At 69.0% G+C, this 15,517-nt stretch carries 14 protein-coding genes; 7 read left to right on the top strand and 7 right to left on the bottom strand.

The window, feature by feature from the left end:
* Positions 1-4: 4 nt before the first annotated feature.
* Both cpaB and OIE74_RS13195 read right to left on the bottom strand, forming a co-directional pair.
* A complete protein-coding gene (cpaB, locus tag OIE74_RS13190; RefSeq protein WP_329382360.1) occupies positions 5-718 on the bottom strand; it encodes a Flp pilus assembly protein CpaB in 714 nt (237 codons plus the stop codon).
* Positions 719-846: 128 nt separating this feature from the next.
* Complete coding sequence (locus OIE74_RS13195; protein ID WP_329382362.1) at positions 847-1,725, bottom strand: hypothetical protein; 879 nt, start codon at positions 1,723-1,725, stop codon at positions 847-849.
* A 377-nt stretch (positions 1,726-2,102) separates the two neighbouring features.
* Here OIE74_RS13195 and OIE74_RS13200 point away from each other — a divergent pair, with 377 nt between their 5' ends.
* From OIE74_RS13200 to OIE74_RS13225, 6 genes are all read left to right on the top strand, one after another.
* Positions 2,103-3,635: a hypothetical protein gene (locus OIE74_RS13200; protein ID WP_329382364.1), complete on the top strand. Its 1,533-nt coding sequence runs from the start codon at positions 2,103-2,105 to the stop codon at positions 3,633-3,635.
* A 25-nt stretch (positions 3,636-3,660) separates the two neighbouring features.
* Positions 3,661-4,341, top strand: coding sequence for a hypothetical protein (locus OIE74_RS13205; RefSeq protein WP_329382366.1), 681 nt, complete (start codon positions 3,661-3,663; stop codon positions 4,339-4,341).
* Positions 4,342-4,351: 10 nt separating this feature from the next.
* Positions 4,352-4,774 (top strand): DUF3592 domain-containing protein, encoded by a 423-nt coding sequence (locus OIE74_RS13210; protein WP_329382368.1) that lies wholly within the window; start codon positions 4,352-4,354, stop codon positions 4,772-4,774.
* 65 nt (positions 4,775-4,839) lie between these two features.
* A complete protein-coding gene (locus OIE74_RS13215; protein ID WP_329382370.1) occupies positions 4,840-5,283 on the top strand; it encodes a hypothetical protein in 444 nt (147 codons plus the stop codon).
* A gap of 181 nt (positions 5,284-5,464) precedes the next feature.
* Complete coding sequence (locus tag OIE74_RS13220) at positions 5,465-7,222, top strand: chitinase (RefSeq protein WP_443076097.1); 1,758 nt, start codon at positions 5,465-5,467, stop codon at positions 7,220-7,222.
* 214 nt (positions 7,223-7,436) lie between these two features.
* Positions 7,437-8,456 (top strand): chitinase, encoded by a 1,020-nt coding sequence (locus OIE74_RS13225; RefSeq protein ID WP_443076098.1) that lies wholly within the window; start codon positions 7,437-7,439, stop codon positions 8,454-8,456.
* A 91-nt stretch (positions 8,457-8,547) separates the two neighbouring features.
* Here OIE74_RS13225 and OIE74_RS13230 read toward each other — a convergent pair whose 3' ends face one another.
* The 5 genes from OIE74_RS13230 to OIE74_RS13250 form a co-directional block, all read right to left on the bottom strand.
* On the bottom strand, positions 8,548-9,855 hold the full coding sequence (locus tag OIE74_RS13230) for an Nramp family divalent metal transporter (protein WP_329382372.1): 1,308 nt from the start codon (positions 9,853-9,855) through the stop codon (positions 8,548-8,550).
* Between the two features lie 123 nt (positions 9,856-9,978).
* Positions 9,979-11,457, bottom strand: a complete 1,479-nt coding sequence (locus OIE74_RS13235) for a GntP family permease (RefSeq protein WP_329382373.1) — start codon at positions 11,455-11,457, stop codon at positions 9,979-9,981.
* Positions 11,458-11,581: 124 nt separating this feature from the next.
* A complete protein-coding gene (locus OIE74_RS13240) occupies positions 11,582-12,001 on the bottom strand; it encodes a RidA family protein (RefSeq protein ID WP_329382375.1) in 420 nt (139 codons plus the stop codon).
* Complete coding sequence (locus OIE74_RS13245) at positions 11,998-12,786, bottom strand: IclR family transcriptional regulator (RefSeq protein ID WP_329382377.1); 789 nt, start codon at positions 12,784-12,786, stop codon at positions 11,998-12,000. Before OIE74_RS13245 ends, OIE74_RS13240 begins: the two co-directional genes overlap by 4 nt.
* Positions 12,783-13,883 (bottom strand): sugar kinase, encoded by a 1,101-nt coding sequence (locus OIE74_RS13250; protein ID WP_329392274.1) that lies wholly within the window; start codon positions 13,881-13,883, stop codon positions 12,783-12,785. The genes OIE74_RS13245 and OIE74_RS13250 overlap by 4 nt, the downstream gene beginning before the upstream one ends.
* A 339-nt stretch (positions 13,884-14,222) precedes the next feature.
* Here OIE74_RS13250 and OIE74_RS13255 point away from each other — a divergent pair, with 339 nt between their 5' ends.
* Positions 14,223-15,512 carry an amino acid deaminase gene (locus OIE74_RS13255; protein WP_329382379.1) on the top strand — a complete coding sequence of 430 codons (1,290 nt, stop codon included), beginning with the start codon at positions 14,223-14,225 and terminating at the stop codon, positions 15,510-15,512.
* The last annotated feature ends 5 nt before the right edge of the window (positions 15,513-15,517 follow it).

The raw sequence follows: 15,517 nt of genomic DNA on the forward strand, positions 1-15,517 counted from the left end.
TCCCTCACTTGTCCCCTTCGAGGGTGTAGGTGCTCTCCCCGGGACGCAGCGTGGTGGGGCTGTCGTCGGGAAGCAGGGCGAGGCGTACGTGCTGTGCGAAGGACTCGGCGTAGGCGACGCGCTGGGCGTCCTTGGTCTTGAGGGCGAAGGTGATCGGGACGGCCGACCGCGGTCCGGTGTTGCTGCCCCGGTCGTCCTCCTTGGGCTCCAGCGGCGTCAGCGAACCGACGTCGATCACCTTGGCGTTGGGCACGATGATCCGGGACTCCGCGCTGCCGTCCTGTTCCTGGGCGTCGAAGGTGGCGAAGATGTTGACGAGGTCACCCGCGTTGATCTTGCCCGCGACGCCGGTCGCGGCGTCGATCATGATCGCGATCTCCTGCTCGTCGTTGGCGAGAGCGGGCCGCTTGACCATCATGTCGTCCTGGAGCAGCGACCCCTTCTTGAGCTGGGTGACCGCGATCTTGCCGGAGAGGACCGAGAGGTCGGTGACCGCGTTGTCGGACAGCCAGCGCTTGGGCATCTCTATCTTCTCGAACTGCCCCTCTTCCAGCGCCGTGTACGGAGCGACGTCCGCCTTCAGCCGGTACGCGGGCACCTCGGGGCCGACCTTCGAATTCACGTCGCTGATCACCGAGAGCACACCGGCGAAGGCGCCGAAGGCGCAGAGGACCGACAGGAGAAGAAGAATGATGCCGCGGCGTTGCCGTGAATTCATGAGCGGGACAACCTCGTTCGAAGACGTGGGACGGGGACTGGCTGGGTGGACAGGGACACGATGAGAGCGGTTTCAGCACGCGCCGGGAGTGGCCCGGCCCTGGTTCGCGGGGACCGCCTGGCGGCGGGTTACGACCCTTGGCGCGTTTGTGTCCCTTGGTTCAGGACACCTGAGCCGTCTCTTTGGTTCTCGGTCGTTGGCAGTGGAGCCGAACAGAATCCGCAGCGATCACCTATCAGTTCGAGACCGCACCAGGAACACACCTCTCGACGTACGGATGAAACGAGCTGGTAAAGAACGGAGATATCCGGCAGGAACGCGGCGAATTCGATCATCTTGGACGTCCCCCACCAGCGCGGAGAATCCGAGAGGAGTGACATCTCCTGTACTCCCTGTACCCGCCAGGCGGGTGCGAGCGTCGCGGTCACCCAGTCCGATTGCAATTGTCCCTTCGCCACCAGCAGTTGGGTGCCGAATTCGGGCCCGGTGAGTTCACCGTTGCCGATCTTGATCAACTGGGGATCGGGATTGGCCAGGACACCGAACTGGGAGCCCGGCACCCAGGACTTGGCGTGCGACTTGAGGCTGACAGGGACCCGGTCGAGCTTGGTGACCGAGTTGAGGAGAGCGCCGGCGTGGATGTAGTGGGAGAGCAGCCGCGCGGCCGACGCGACGACGCCGGCGCTGAAGTCACAGATGGACAACTGCCGCAACTGCCGCACGAGTACGGCGAGTCCGAGCGGCGGAAGGTCCAGCTTGAGCAGGGAGATCCGGTCGCTCTCCAGGACCGAACGGACCGTGTGCAGCCGCTGTTCGTGCGCCACGGAGATGGACGCCGGGTAGACGGCGACGACGTAGCCGTGCTGCTCCACCAGAACCTGCATGTCCGCGAGCGCGGCCTCCAGGGGCTGGGCATCGGGCGCCTGCAGCAGGGCCGCGGGGGGCGTCTGCTGGTCGGTGGGCGGCAGCACCAGGTCATGACTGGTGACGGCTATGGCGGTTGACACCTGGTTCCCCGTTCAGCTCGGCCGTCGGAGTTCCGGCGGCCGCGGTTCTCTCTTCTGCTGCGGACTGCTGGTCGGTGTTCGGTAGGCACTTTATCCACGACTTAGGACGCAGAGAACACCTCACCTATGCCAGTGGTACGGCGCTCCCACCGTACGCACCACCAAAATCGGGCGAAGCAGTCAGGCGTTAACCCATGTTTCATTTGAGCTCGAAACTAGCCGACCCGAGAAGCGCCCACCAGACAACTGGAGTGGTTTGGGTCCGGCTTGGGGTCCGGGTTGGGTCCACGGACCCACGCCACGGGCGCCGGCCCCTCCGTACGCTCCGAATCGATTCGTACACACGAAGGTGTACGGCCACCGAGGGGGACGGTCGGATGAGACGGGATCAGGTACGGGGACGACCACGGGGCGACCGCGGCACCTCGGCCACCGAGTACGTGGGCATGGTCGTGGTCGTGGCGGCCGTCGCGGGAGCGATGGTGGGCACCGGAGTTGACGGGACCATCGCCGAACAGCTCAAGTGCCTGGTCACGTTCGGGCCGTGCACCCCCGGCAACGGGAAGCCGAGCCAGGCCGCGCCGAAGACGGACGCCGACTACGAGCCGCCGCTCTGCCAGATCTCCTCGATCAGCGACAAGGCGGGCGCCAAGGGCAAGTTGCTGTTCATCGAGTGGGGCGAGGAGTACGGCTTCCAGCAGCAGACCTTCCAGTCCAAGAACGACGTGAACAAGGACGGCAAGGTCGACGACAAGGACCAGCAGGTGATGATGACCTTCACCGACGCCGCGTCCATCGCCGCCAAGAAGGACTGGAAACCGGGCGCCAAGGTCGGGAAGTTCGGTTCGGACAAGGTGGAGCTCGGTGCCGGGATCAAGGTGACCAACGGGGACACCTGGGTCTTCGACAGCGAGGAGGACGCGGCGAAGTTCCGCGACGACATCGAGGACCTGAAGACGTACGAGCTGGCCAACCGGCACGCCAACTCCCGTGGCGGCGGGCTCGGCAACGCCATCGCGTACCTGTTCGACAGCGGCCCGATGTACGAGGAGGAGCAGCTCCGCAAGCGCATCGACGAGAAGCTCGGCAACCGGCACATCAGTTACGGCAAGGTGGGCCTGGAGGCCAGCGCGGCCGGCGGTATGAAGCTCTCGGCGGGCGACGAGAAGAAGCTCGGCGCGACGCTCGGCGGCAGCTTCAAGTTCTCGCCCGAGGTGACGTGGACGGACAACAACTACCGGAACCTCAAGTCGTACACGTACAGCGCCGCCATCGAGTACACGGGCAAGGTCGGCTACGAGGCCGGGCCCATCAGCGGCGAGTCGAGCGCGACCAACACACAGACCGGCACCATCACCGTCAGCCACGACAAGACCACCGGTGAGCTGCTGCGTATCGACATGACCCGCACCGTCGAGAAGGGCGCGACGAAGGACGGCGTCACGGTCGGCGGCGACAACGGCAAGAAGGACGGCGACAAGCGCGGCGGCAGCGGCAGTGGCAAGGGCACCGAGAACGAGACCGGTATCGAGGTCGTCACCAACTCCATCGTCCTCAAGCCGGGTGCCGAGGGTGCCAAGCAGCGCGCGATAGCCCAGGAGTGGCTCGACGGCACCGGCGACAACGGGGCGCCGTTCGCCTACATGTTTGACGACCACGCGCCGACGAAGCGACCGGGCGCGGACGACCCGTTCGGCCAGCTCCTCTTCGACGAGGGCCTCTCCAGCAAGAACACGTACACCGGCCAGACGGAGGCCGCTGAGTACGGGTTCGAGCTGAACCTGGGGCTGAGCTTCGGCTTCTCGGTCTCCACCGAGAAGAAGGAGGAGAGCCTCAACGACGCGCACTTCCTGGGTGCGCCACAGGGGAACAACCGCAGCTACGTCCCGTACAGCTACTGTGCGAACTGATCTCGGGGACAGGAGCACACTCGCCATGAGAGCCATGACCGGCAGGAACGCGAAGAACGCGATGAAGACGGCAACGAGAGACAGGACCCCCGGGACGGCCGGGCGCACGGGTTACGCGACCGCGACCGCCGCGACCGCCGCGCTCGCGACCCTCCTGCTCACGGCGGGGTGCGGCTCGGAGGCGAGCAGCGGCACGGTGCCCGAGGGCTGGGGCACGCTCAAGACGCCGGCGGTCACGGTGGCGCACCCGCCCGCCTTCGAGGTGCAGGGCGCGAGTGAGCGCAGCAAGTACAACGTGGCCGCGGCGACGCTCGAAGACGAGAGCGGGACCATCGGCATGATCACGGTGCAGCTCGACTTCACGGACGCCGACTCGGTGGAGGAGGCGGCGATCGGCGCCGAGGCGGGGGTCGCGCTCGGCTCGACGCTCGGGAAGCAGGAGGAGATCACGGTCTCCGGCCCGGACGGCGACGAAGAGGCCCGCCAGGTCAACTTCGAGTTCACCCAGAAGGACTCGGGCGCTGGCTCCGGGGCGGGGACCCCGGGCGGGACGCTCGACCCCAAGGCGGGCACCCGGGTCGCCGGCGTGATCGTCGCGGGCCTCGACGCGGACGAGCGGACGTACGCGGTGCGGATCGACGCGGTCAAGGGAAAGCTCGGCAAAGGCGATCTGAAGAAGATCATCGACTCGATCACGGTCGAATAGGCGGTCCACGATGGATGTTCCGGGCGGCGATTACCTTTTCTTCGGCGGCATGATTCTGCTTTTCGGCTGGTTGGCCACGCACTACGCGCGTCGCCTTTCGGGCGTGAATCGGGCGCTGCGATCGGGTATTCGGGCGGAAGGCACGTGCGTACGGATCGAGCAGGAGCCGTACAACCGCTCGGACGCGCGGCAGCACTTCTTCGCGTTCCGCACGCCGGACGGGCGCCAGATCGAATTCGAGGATCTGGCGAGCCGGTCGGTACGGGTGGGCGACCCGGTGACGGTCGCGTACGACCCGGCCGACCCGGAACGCACCGCGACGGTCGCGGGCCGAGGCAACTGGTCGCCGGTGCTCCAGTACGGGGTCCTGGTGGCGGGCTGCGGGCTGGCGGCGGCCGGCTTCGCGGCGGTTTTTCTTCTCACGGTGGTCTGAGAGGGCGGGATTCAGGTTCCCGCCTCCGGACCCGATGAACACGAGCACTACGGAGGCGGTTTGCCATGACCAGGTACGGCTACCCGGGGGCGTCGACCCCACGGGACGAGGGACGCGGAGCGGCGGTGTTCGCGCTCGCACGCGCCTGGGCAGCCGGCATCGTCGTGCTGCTCGTGACGGAGTATCTCCAGACCACGCTGGTCAACGATCACCTGGCGACCTCGACGAACCTGGAGACCTTCAACGGCAGACTCATGCTGATCCACCTCCCCAACGCGGTCTGCATCGCGCTGGCCACCTGGGCGGCGGGCCGGTCCCACCGCGAACCGTTCCGCGACTCGAAGCCGCAGCACACGCTGGCGGTCTTCACGGTCGGAATCGCCGCGCAGGCGCTGAACATGGTGCTCCAGTGGCAGGACCTGGAGGCCGAGGGCATCCTCATGTCGAACGCGGTCCTGGTGGTGGGCGTGGTGTCGGGCTACGCGGCGGAACGGCTCCAGGACGACTAGGACCTGGTCCGAACGACAGGCCCTGAGGCCTGCTTCTCCGGGGTGTCGTGCCAGAGGTATTGACAACTTGAATGGTCTGGACCATTTTTACGCCCAGGGCCGGGCCATGTACCTGGGCCCGGCGGTGGCCACCGTTCCTGATCCGTACCTCCAACCCGACATCCCCCAGCGGAGGCATCAAGTGGAACGTGTACCCGACGGCAGACGCAGACCCGGCAGCACCGACAACGGCGGCAGACGAGGCGGCCGGGCGCGGAGTTGGCTGGGCGGGGTGGTGGCCGTACTGGCCGCCGGGGCCCTGAGTGTGGGCGGGCTGGCCGGTGTCGCCCAGGCCGCCGACATCAACGTCGCGAAGAACGCGGGCTTCGAGTCCGGGCTCACCAACTGGTCCTGTTCCGCCGGGAGCGGGGCCGTCGTGGGGTCTCCCGTACGGACCGGGGCCGCCGCGCTGCGGGGGACGCCCGCCGGGCAGGACAACGCCAAGTGCTCGCAGACCGTGGCCGTGCAGCCCAACTCGACGTACACGCTGAGCGCCTGGGTGCAGGGCGGGTACGCGTACCTCGGGGCCAGCGGCACCGGGACGACCGACGTGTCGACCTGGACGCCGGGTGAGAGCGGCTGGAAGCAGCTCACCACGACCTTCAGGACCGGCGCCTCCACGCGTACGGTCAGCGTCTACACCCACGGCTGGTACGGCCAGAGCCCGTACCTCGTGGACGACGTGTCCGTCTTCGGGCCGGACGGCGGCGGGGGCAGCGACCCGGATCCCGACCCGCAGGCTCCGGCCACTCCCGCCGGGCTCGGCGTCGGGGCCGTGACGGCGTCCTCGGTGGCGCTGAGCTGGAACGCGGTGTCCGGCGCGACCGGGTACAACGTCTACCGCGACGGCACCAAGGTCCAGACGGCGAGCGGCACTTCGGCGACCGTGACCGGACTGGCGGCGGCCACCTCGTACCAGTTCCAGGTGTCGGCGACCAACGCGGCCGGTGAGTCCGCGAAGTCGGCCGCCGTCAGCGGCCGGACCTCACCCGGCGGCGGCGACCCGGGCGGGCCCTCCGTACCGAGGCACGCGCTGACCGGCTACTGGCAGAACTTCAACAACGGCGCGGCCGTCCAGAAGCTCAGGGACGTCCAGTCGCAGTACGACATCATCGCCGTGTCGTTCGCCGACTCGACGACGACGCCCGGCCAGATCGTCTTCAACCTCGACCCGGCCGTGGGCTATTCGGGAGTCGCCGAGTTCAAGTCGGACATCGCCGCGAAGAAGGCCGCGGGCAAGTCCGTGATCATCTCGGTGGGCGGCGAGAAGGGCAACGTCACGATCAACAGTGACGCCTCCGCGACCGCGTTCGCCAACAGCGCCTACGCGCTGATCCAGGAGTACGGCTTCAGCGGGGTCGACATCGACCTCGAACATGGCATCAACTCCACCTATCTGACGAAGGCGCTCCGTCAGTTGTCGGCCAAGGCCGGCTCCAAGCTCGTGATCACCATGGCGCCGCAGACCATCGACATGCAGAACACCGGCACCGAGTACTTCAAGACCGCGCTGGCCGTGAAGGACATCCTCACGGTCGTCAACATGCAGTACTACAACAGCGGTTCGATGCTCGGCTGCGACGGACAGGTCTACTCGCAAGGGTCCGTCGACTTCCTCACCGCCCTCGCCTGCATCCAGCTCGAAGGCGGCCTCGACGCCTCCCAGGTCGGCATCGGAGTCCCCGCCTCGACCCGCGGCGCGGGCAGCGGCTACGTCTCCCCGACCATCGTCAACAACGCCCTCAACTGCCTCACGCGCGGCACCAACTGCGGGAACTTCAAGCCGTCCAAGACCTACCCGGCTCTGCGCGGCGCGATGACCTGGTCCACCAACTGGGACGCCACGGCCGGCAACGCCTGGTCGAACGCGGTCGGCCCGCACGTCCACGCCCTGCCCTAGGGCATGTCCGGAAAGCAGCCGGACGGCCCGTACGCCCGGACCAGCAGCGCCGCCGCTCCCCCGGCGGCGCTGCTGCGGACCCAGCTGGCCCCGGCCGGATACGGCCCATCTCGTCCAGGCCCTTGACAAGGCCAATGGTCTGGACCAGTTTGGACCCCCAACGGTGGCCACCGTTTCGTACCGCCCCCACAACTCCCCCCACGGAGGCCATGCAGTGCACAGGAAAGCGCGACCCCGCACGCTCAAGTACCTCGCCGTGGCAGGCGTTCTCGCCGTAGCCGGACTGGCCGTACCCGCGGCCAACGCCGCCAACGAGCCCGCGCCGACCGCTGTCGCCGCCCCCGCCGCCGTACCGGCGCACGCCGTGACCGGGTACTGGCAGAACTTCAACAACGGTGCCGCCGTCCAGACGCTGGCCGAGGTCCAGGACGAGTACGACATCATCGCCGTCGCGTTCGCGGACGCCACGGGCACACCCGGACAGGTCGACTTCACCCTCGACTCGGCCGGTCTCGGCGGCTACACGGACGAGCAGTTCCGGGCCGACGTCGCCGCCAAGCAGGCCGCGGGCAAGTCGGTCGTCATCTCCATCGGCGGCGAGAAGGGCACCGTCGCGGTCAACGACGAGGCGTCGGCGAACGCCTTCGCCGAATCCGTGTCCGGCCTGATGGACGAGTACGGCTTCGACGGCGTCGACATCGACCTGGAGAACGGCCTCAACTCCACCTATATGACACAGGCGTTGAAGTCGATCGCCGGTACGGCCGGGGACGGCTTCGTCCTGACGATGGCGCCGCAGACCATCGACATGCAGTCGACGTCCAACGAGTACTTCAAGACGGCACTCGCCGTGAAGGACATCCTCACGGTCGTCAACATGCAGTACTACAACAGCGGTTCGATGCTCGGCTGCGACGGCCAGGTCTACTCACAGGGCTCCGTCGACTTCCTCACCGCACTCGCCTGCATCCAGCTCGAAGGCGGCCTCGACCCGTCCCAGGTCGGCATCGGAGTCCCCGCCTCGACCCGCGGCGCGGGAAGCGGCTACGTCGAGCCCAGCGTCGTCAACAACGCGCTGGACTGTCTGACCAAGGGCACCAACTGCGGCAGCTTCAAGCCGTCCAAGACCTACCCGGGCCTGCGCGGCGCGATGACCTGGTCCACCAACTGGGACGCCACGGCCGGCGACGCCTGGTCCAAGGCGGTCGGCCCGCACGTGCACGGCCTCCCGTAACCGCACCACCCAGCAGCGATCACGAACCACCCCCCACAGACCGGTGGCGCCGTCGGACCCCGACGGCGCCACCGTGTCTCTCACCCCTGCTTCACCAGGGCAGATCCCGCACCTGCTGCACGCACAGGACGATGAACAGCAGCCCGCCCGCCGCCAGCATCACGTTGCTCAGCACGCCGTTGCGCCACTCCGCGGGCGTACGCGCGGAGTTGAGCAGCCACAGCAGCGTGAGCGCCAGGAACGGCATGAAGAAGGCGCCCAGCACGCCGTAGACCACGACCAGGCCGAACGGCTGGTCCAGGAAGAGGAGCGTGATCGGCGGGAAGGTCAGCCAGAGCAGATACGCGCGGAACGGCACCGACCGCTCGCGCGTGCCCGCCGCGACCTCGCCCGCCGTCCCCTCGTCGGCAGGGACGCCCTCGCGGTCCAGGCGCCAGCGTTCGACGAAGTCGGCGAACATCAGGCTGACGCCGTGCCACACCCCGATCAGCGACGAGAAGGACGTGGCGAAGAAGCCGACCAGGAAGAGCTTCGCCGTCGTGGCGCCGAAGCGCTCCTCCAGGATCTCCCCGAGATCCACGAGCCCCTTGTCGCCCGAGGTGAGGGCGATCTGCGAGGCGTGCAGCAGCTCGGCTCCCACGATCAGCATCGCGATGACGAAGATGCCGGTGGTGAGGTAGGCGACACGGTTGTCCAGCCGCATCACCTTCATCCAGCCGGAGTCGGTCCAGCCCTTGGCGTTGACCCAGTACCCGTACGCGGCCATGGTGATCGTGCCGCCCACACCGCCGATCAGGCCCAGGGTGTAGAGCAGCGAACCGTCGGGGAGCACCGGCAGGAGACCGGCCAAACTCGCGCCGATGTCGGGCGTGACGCGTATCGCGACGTACACCACCACGACGAACATGACGCCGATCAGGGCAGTCATGACCTTCTCGAAGACGGCGTACTGGTTGAACCAGACGAAGACCAGGCCGACCAGGCCCGTGATCACAGCCCAGGTCTTCAGGCCGGGCCCTTCGGGGAAGAGCGCGACGATCGGCAGCGCGCTGGACGACATGGCCGTGGCGCCGTAGATGAAGCCCCAGACGACCACGTACACGGCGAAGTAGCCGGTGGTCCACCGGCCGAGGCTGCGCCAGCCCTCGAACAGCGTGCGGCCGGTGGCGAGATGCCACCGGCCGGCCGCCTCGGCGAGGGAGATCTTGACGACGCAGCCGATGACGGCCGCCCAGAGCAGTGTGTAGCCGAACTTGCTGCCCGCGATGAGCGTGGCGACGAGGTCGCCTGCGCCGACACCGGTCGCGGCCACGACGATGCCGGGACCGATGTAGGTCCAACTCGACTTGCGTGGCGGTGATTTGGCGGTGTCGGTACCGTTGTCGGTGATATCTGCCATGCGTCGACCTCCACACTCGTCCCCGTAAGTGACTTGGGTCACCAAAGCGGGACGTCGAAGATCGCGCAAGAGGCCCGGCGGTCCCGGTTCCGTTTCCGCCGCCCGGAACGGGTGGGTCGGCGGCTAAATGACCAGACTGAGCAGCGCGGCGACGACGAAGCCGGCCACCGAAAGGACCGTCTCCAGCACCGTCCACGACTTCAGGGTGTCGCGCTCGGAGATGCCGAAGTACTTGGCCACCATCCAGAAGCCGCCGTCGTTGACGTGCGAGGCGAAGATCGAGCCCGCCGAGATCGCCATGATGATCAGGGCGAGATGGGCCTGCGACATGGACTGGCCCTCGACCAGCGGTACGACGATGCCCGCCGTGGTGACGATCGCGACCGTCGCCGAGCCCTGGGCGACGCGCAGCACGACCGAGATCAGCCACGCCAGCAGGATGACGGGCAGACCGACGTCGTTGAAGGTGTCGGCGAGCGCGTCGGCGATGCCGCTGCCCTTCAGTACGGCTCCGAAGACGCCGCCCGCGCCGACCACCAGCAGGATGTTGCCCACCGGCTTGAGGGACGCGGTCGAGACGGTCTCCAGCGACTGGCGCGACCAGCCGCGCCGGATGCCGAGCAGGTAGTACGCGAGGACCAGCGCGATCGTCAGCGCCACGAAGGGGTGGCCGAAGAACTCGACGACGGACCGGAGCGTGCTCGGGTCCAGGGCGATGGAGGAGAACGTCGCCAGCAGGATGAGGAGCAGCGGGGTACCGATGATCGCGAGCACCGTCCCGAGCGCGACCGGCTTCTCGGGCGGGGTGACGCCCGACGCCTGCTGCTCGGCGGCCACGGCCTTCTTGGCCTCGGCCGCGGCCTCGACCATGTCCTGCGGTACGTCGACGAAGAGGCGCTTGCCGATCCACGCCGCGTAGACCCAGGCGGCGAGCACGGCCGGGACACCGACGACGACGCCCATCAGGATGACCCAGCCGAGGTCGACGTCGAAGAGACCGGCGGCGGCGACGGGGCCCGGGTGCGGGGGCAGGAACGCGTGGGTCATGGAGAGGCCGGCGAGCAGCGGCATCGCGTACAGCACGATCGATTTGCCGGAGCGCCTGGCCGCCGCGTACACGATCGGCGCGAGGACGAAGATGCCGACGTCGAAGAAGACGGGGATGCCGAAGACGACACCGGTGACGCCCATGGCGAGCGGAGCGCGCTTCTCACCGAAGAGGTTGAGCAGCCGGGTGCTCAACACCTCGGCTCCGCCCGACACTTCGAGGATCGCGCCGAGCATGGTGCCGAGTCCGATGATGATCGCGACATGGCCGAGGATGCCGCCCATGCCCGACTCGATCATCGAGACGGCGGCCGATTTCTGGACCGTGCCGAAGAGTTCGGTGACGGACAGTCCGGCGGCGAGGCCGACGGCTATGGAGACACCGAGGAGTGCGACGAACGGCTGGAGCCTGACCTTGATGATCAGGACGAGGAGGAGAACGATTCCGAGGACGGCGACGGTCAGCAGACCGGCCGTCCCGTCTATGAGAAGAAGCAGTCCACCGGTGTGGGGCGGGACCTCGGGGGCGGGGGGTGCTTCGGCGGCGAGCAGCATGAGGGGGGACCTCTTGATTCGTGCATCGGAGCAGGGGGGATCGCGGCACGGCGCCCGTGGCGTACGAGGGAAGGGGCGCCGTGCCGTGCGGTGCGAGGGGTGACGGCCGGAGTGCGGGGCCGGATCAGCCGAGTACGGCCAGCGCGTCGATCTCGATGAGCAGCCCGGCGGGCAGGCCGACGTACACGGTCGTACGGGCGGCAGGCGCGTCCTTGAGGTTCTGCTCCTCGAAGTAGGCGTTGTAGATCTCGTTCATCTCGGCGAAGTGCGCGACGTCCGTGAGGTAGACGCGCAGCATCATCACGTCGTCCCAGCTCGCGCCGCCCGCCTCCAGCACCGACTTGACGTTGGCGAGGGTCTGGAGCGTCTGTTCGCGCAGGGTCGGTCCGGCCACGGTCGGGGCCTCGCCCGGGACGGCCGGGAGGAAGCCGACCTGCCCGGCCACCTGGAGGATGTTGCCCTTGCGGACGCCGTGGGAGAACTTGGCCGGCGGCGCGGCGTGCGTGGCGGGGACGACTGCGGTCTTCGCGGTCTGGTCGCTCATGGGATCTCTTTCTGAAGAGCGGGGGTCGCTGGTGCCGGATGGTGCGCGTTTCCCGAGTACTCACGGCTGATGGCGTCGGCGGTACGGCGCAACAGCGGGAGCAGGGCGAGGAGTTCATCGGCGGTGACGACGACGTTCGGCGCGGACACCGACATGGCGGCGACGACCCGGCCGTCCGCACCGCGGACCGGGGCCCCGATGCAGTTGATGGACTCCTCGTGGCCACCGAGGTCGGTGGCCCACCCCTGTTCGCGTACGGTCGCCAGCTCCTTGAGGAAGGCGGCGGCGTTCGGTGTCGAACGGGGGGTGTACATGGGGAAGTCGAGCCGCTCGGCGAGTGCGCGGCGTTCGGCTTCGGACAGGTCCGCGATGAGCAGCTTGGCGACGGCCGCGACGGTGACGGCGACCGGTTTGCCGATCCGGGAGTACATCCTGACCGGATAGCGGCTCTCGACCTTGTCGATGTAGAGGACCTCGCTGTCCTCTATGACGGCGAGATGGACGGTGTGGCCGCAGCTCTCGCCGAGCGCCACCAGGTGCGGGTGGGCGATCTCGCGTACGTCCAGGCTCTCGACGGCCTCCTGCGCGAGGGCGAAGAGCCGGGCGCCGAGGCGGTAGCGCTGGTCCTGCTGGCGGTAGACGAGCCCGTGTTCGTGCAGGGTGCGCAGCAGCCGCAGGGCGGTGGACTTGTGTACGCCGAGCCGCTCGGCGACCTGCCCGAGGTCGGCCGGGCCCTGGGCGAGGAGCGGCAGGATGCTCAGCGCGCGGTCCACGGTCTGGCTCATGAGGCGGGTACCGCTTCCTGCCATGTGCCGCCGCCGGCGGCCTCGGACGTCCAGCCGGGGCCGAGGCGCAGTGCTCCCCACGCGGTGTCGTCCAGTGCGGCGAGGCGGTCGGCGTGTGCGCGGGCGGGCGGGACGCAGACGTCGCCCGCGTCGGTGAGTACGGCGGCGGCCGTCAGATGGCCGTGGCGCAGCCGGGCGCCGGCCGGCAGGTCCCGGAGGGTCGCGGAGAGGAAGCCGGCGGCGAACGCGTCGCCGGCGCCGACGGGTGCCACGACGTCGACGGACAGCGCGGGTACGGAGGTGACGGTGTCGCTCTCGCCGTCCCGTACGAACGCCGTCGCACCGTCCGCGCCCGCCTTCACCACCAGGGCCGCCGGTTCGGGCAGCGCCTCGCGGATCGCCTCCGGGCCGTGCAGGTCCCAGAGCTGCGCGGCCTCGTCGTCGCCGACGAAGACGAGGTCGGCGCCGCGCGCGAGGTCGATGAGCACCCGGGCGGCGGAGCGCGGACCGGAGTCGTCGCCCCAGAGCGCGGGCCGGTGGTTGACGTCGAAGGAGAGCAGCGGGCGCCCCGCCCGGGGCTCGGCCAGCTCGCGCATCAGGGCGAGGCAGTCCTCGGAGAGCGCGGCCGTGATGCCGGACAGGTGCAGGACACGGCCGGACCAGAGGTCCCCGCGGTCCATGGTCGCCGGGGACATGGCGGACGCGGCCGATCCCGCGCGGTAGTAGGCGACCTCGTGGGCGGTGGTGGCGCGGTCCGTGGCCGTACGGAAGTAGATGCCGGTCGGGCGGCCGTCGGCGTCGCGGCGTACGCCGGAGGTGTCGACGCCGTAGGCGCCGATCGCCTCCACGAGGTGGTCGCCGAAGCCGTCCGCGCCGACGCGGCTGATCCATTTCACCCGGTGTCCGGCGGCGGCGAGCGCGCAGGCGACGTTGGACTCGGCGCCGCCGATGGTGCGGGTGAAGGCGGGGACGTCCGCGAGGCGGCCGGGGCGCGAAGGCAGGAAGGTGACCATGGACTCGCCGAGGCAGACGACCTCGGTGGCCCCGGGCCCGCCGGGACTAGGGCGCGTCCGGAAAGTAGCGTCGTCCGCCCTCAGGGCGGGGCTCGCGGCGTCTGGTGCGTGCGATCGCAAGGCGGAGGATCGCTCTTGTACTGGACGTACTTGAGCGACTCCGACAACGCGGCGAGCGTGCGTGCCAGGCGTCGCGAGCCAGACGGGACTTTCCGGACGCGCCCTTGGGCCTGCTTCTACCGGTACGGGCACTCGGGACTCCTCGCTGGTCTGTCAGCCGCTGATCCGCCGGCCGCTGGTCTGTCGGCCGGGGCCGCCGGGGCTCATCATTGACCCGGCGACGGCTCGGATGTTAGACAGCGTCAAGCGTTATACGCAATGGGCGTTGCACATGTTGCAACGAGATCGGTGGAGGAGGGCCCTATGGCGGTCGACGGACGGCTCGGCGAAGAGGATCTGAGGAACGAGCGTCTCGACCACCGCTTCAAAGGGCTGCCGCCCGACGCCGACGGTCTGACCGTCGCCGAACTCGCCGCCGAGCACCGCAACCTCTTCACCGGCGGCTTCACCACCCCGGTGCTCGCCCTGTCCGCCGAGTCCCTCACCCATAACCTCGCGCTCCTGGAGACGTACTCCGAGCGCCACGGCCTGGCGTTCGCCCCGCACGGCAAGACGTCCATGTCCCCGCAGCTCTTCGCGCGCCAACTCGACTACGGCGCCTGGGGAATCACCGCGGCCCTCCCCCATCAGGTGCGCGTCTACCGGGCGTTCGGCATCCAGCGGATCTTCCTCGCCAACGAGGTCGTCGACGCGGTCGCGCTGCGCTGGCTCTCCGCCGAGCTGGACGGCGACCCGGGCTTCCGCTTCATCTGTTACGTCGACTCCGTGCGCGGCGTCGAGCTGATGGACGAGGCGCTGCGCGCGGCGGGCGGCTCGCGCCCCGTGGACGTCGTCGTGGAGCTGGGCGCGGGCGACGGCGCGCGGACCGGTGTCCGCAAGGAGGCGGAGTGCGCGCGGGTCGCCGACGCCGTGGCGGCCACCGGCACGCTGCGGCTGGTCGGTGTCGCCGGTTACGAGGGTGAGGTGCCGCAGGCCGACAACGACTCCGTACGCGCGTGGCTGCGCCGGCTGACCGCGCTGGCCGCCGAGTTCGACGCGGCGGGCCGGTTCTCCGGGACCGTGGACGAGGTGGTCGTCAGCGCCGGCGGCAGCGCGTGGTTCGACGCGGTCGCGGACGTCTTCGCCGAGATCCCGGTGCTGTCGCGCCCCGTACTGAAGCTGCTGCGCTCCGGCGCGTACGTTTCGCACGACGACGGCCACTACAAGCGCCTGACCCCCTTCAACCGGATCCCGGCCGAGGGCGCGCTCCAGCCGGCCTTCCGGCTCTGGGCCCAGGTGATCTCACGCCCGTCGGCCGAGCAGGCGTTCGTCAACGCGGGCAAGCGGGACGCGGCGTACGACCTCGACCTGCCGGAGGCGCAGGTGGTGCGCGACGCGCGCACCGGCGAGATCCGCCCGGCACGCGGCATCACGGTCACGGGCCTGTCCGACCAGCACGGCAAGCTGCACACCTCTCCCGACGCGGTGATCGAGGTCGGCGACTGGGTGGGCTTCGGTCTCTCGCATCCCTGCACGTCGTTCGACAAGTGGCAGCTGATCCCGCTGGCCGACGCGGACGGCACGGTCACCGATTTCATCCGTACGTTCTTCTAGGAGCC

Source organism: Streptomyces sp. NBC_01716 (genome assembly GCF_036248275.1).
Lineage (GTDB): Bacteria > Actinomycetota > Actinomycetes > Streptomycetales > Streptomycetaceae > Streptomyces.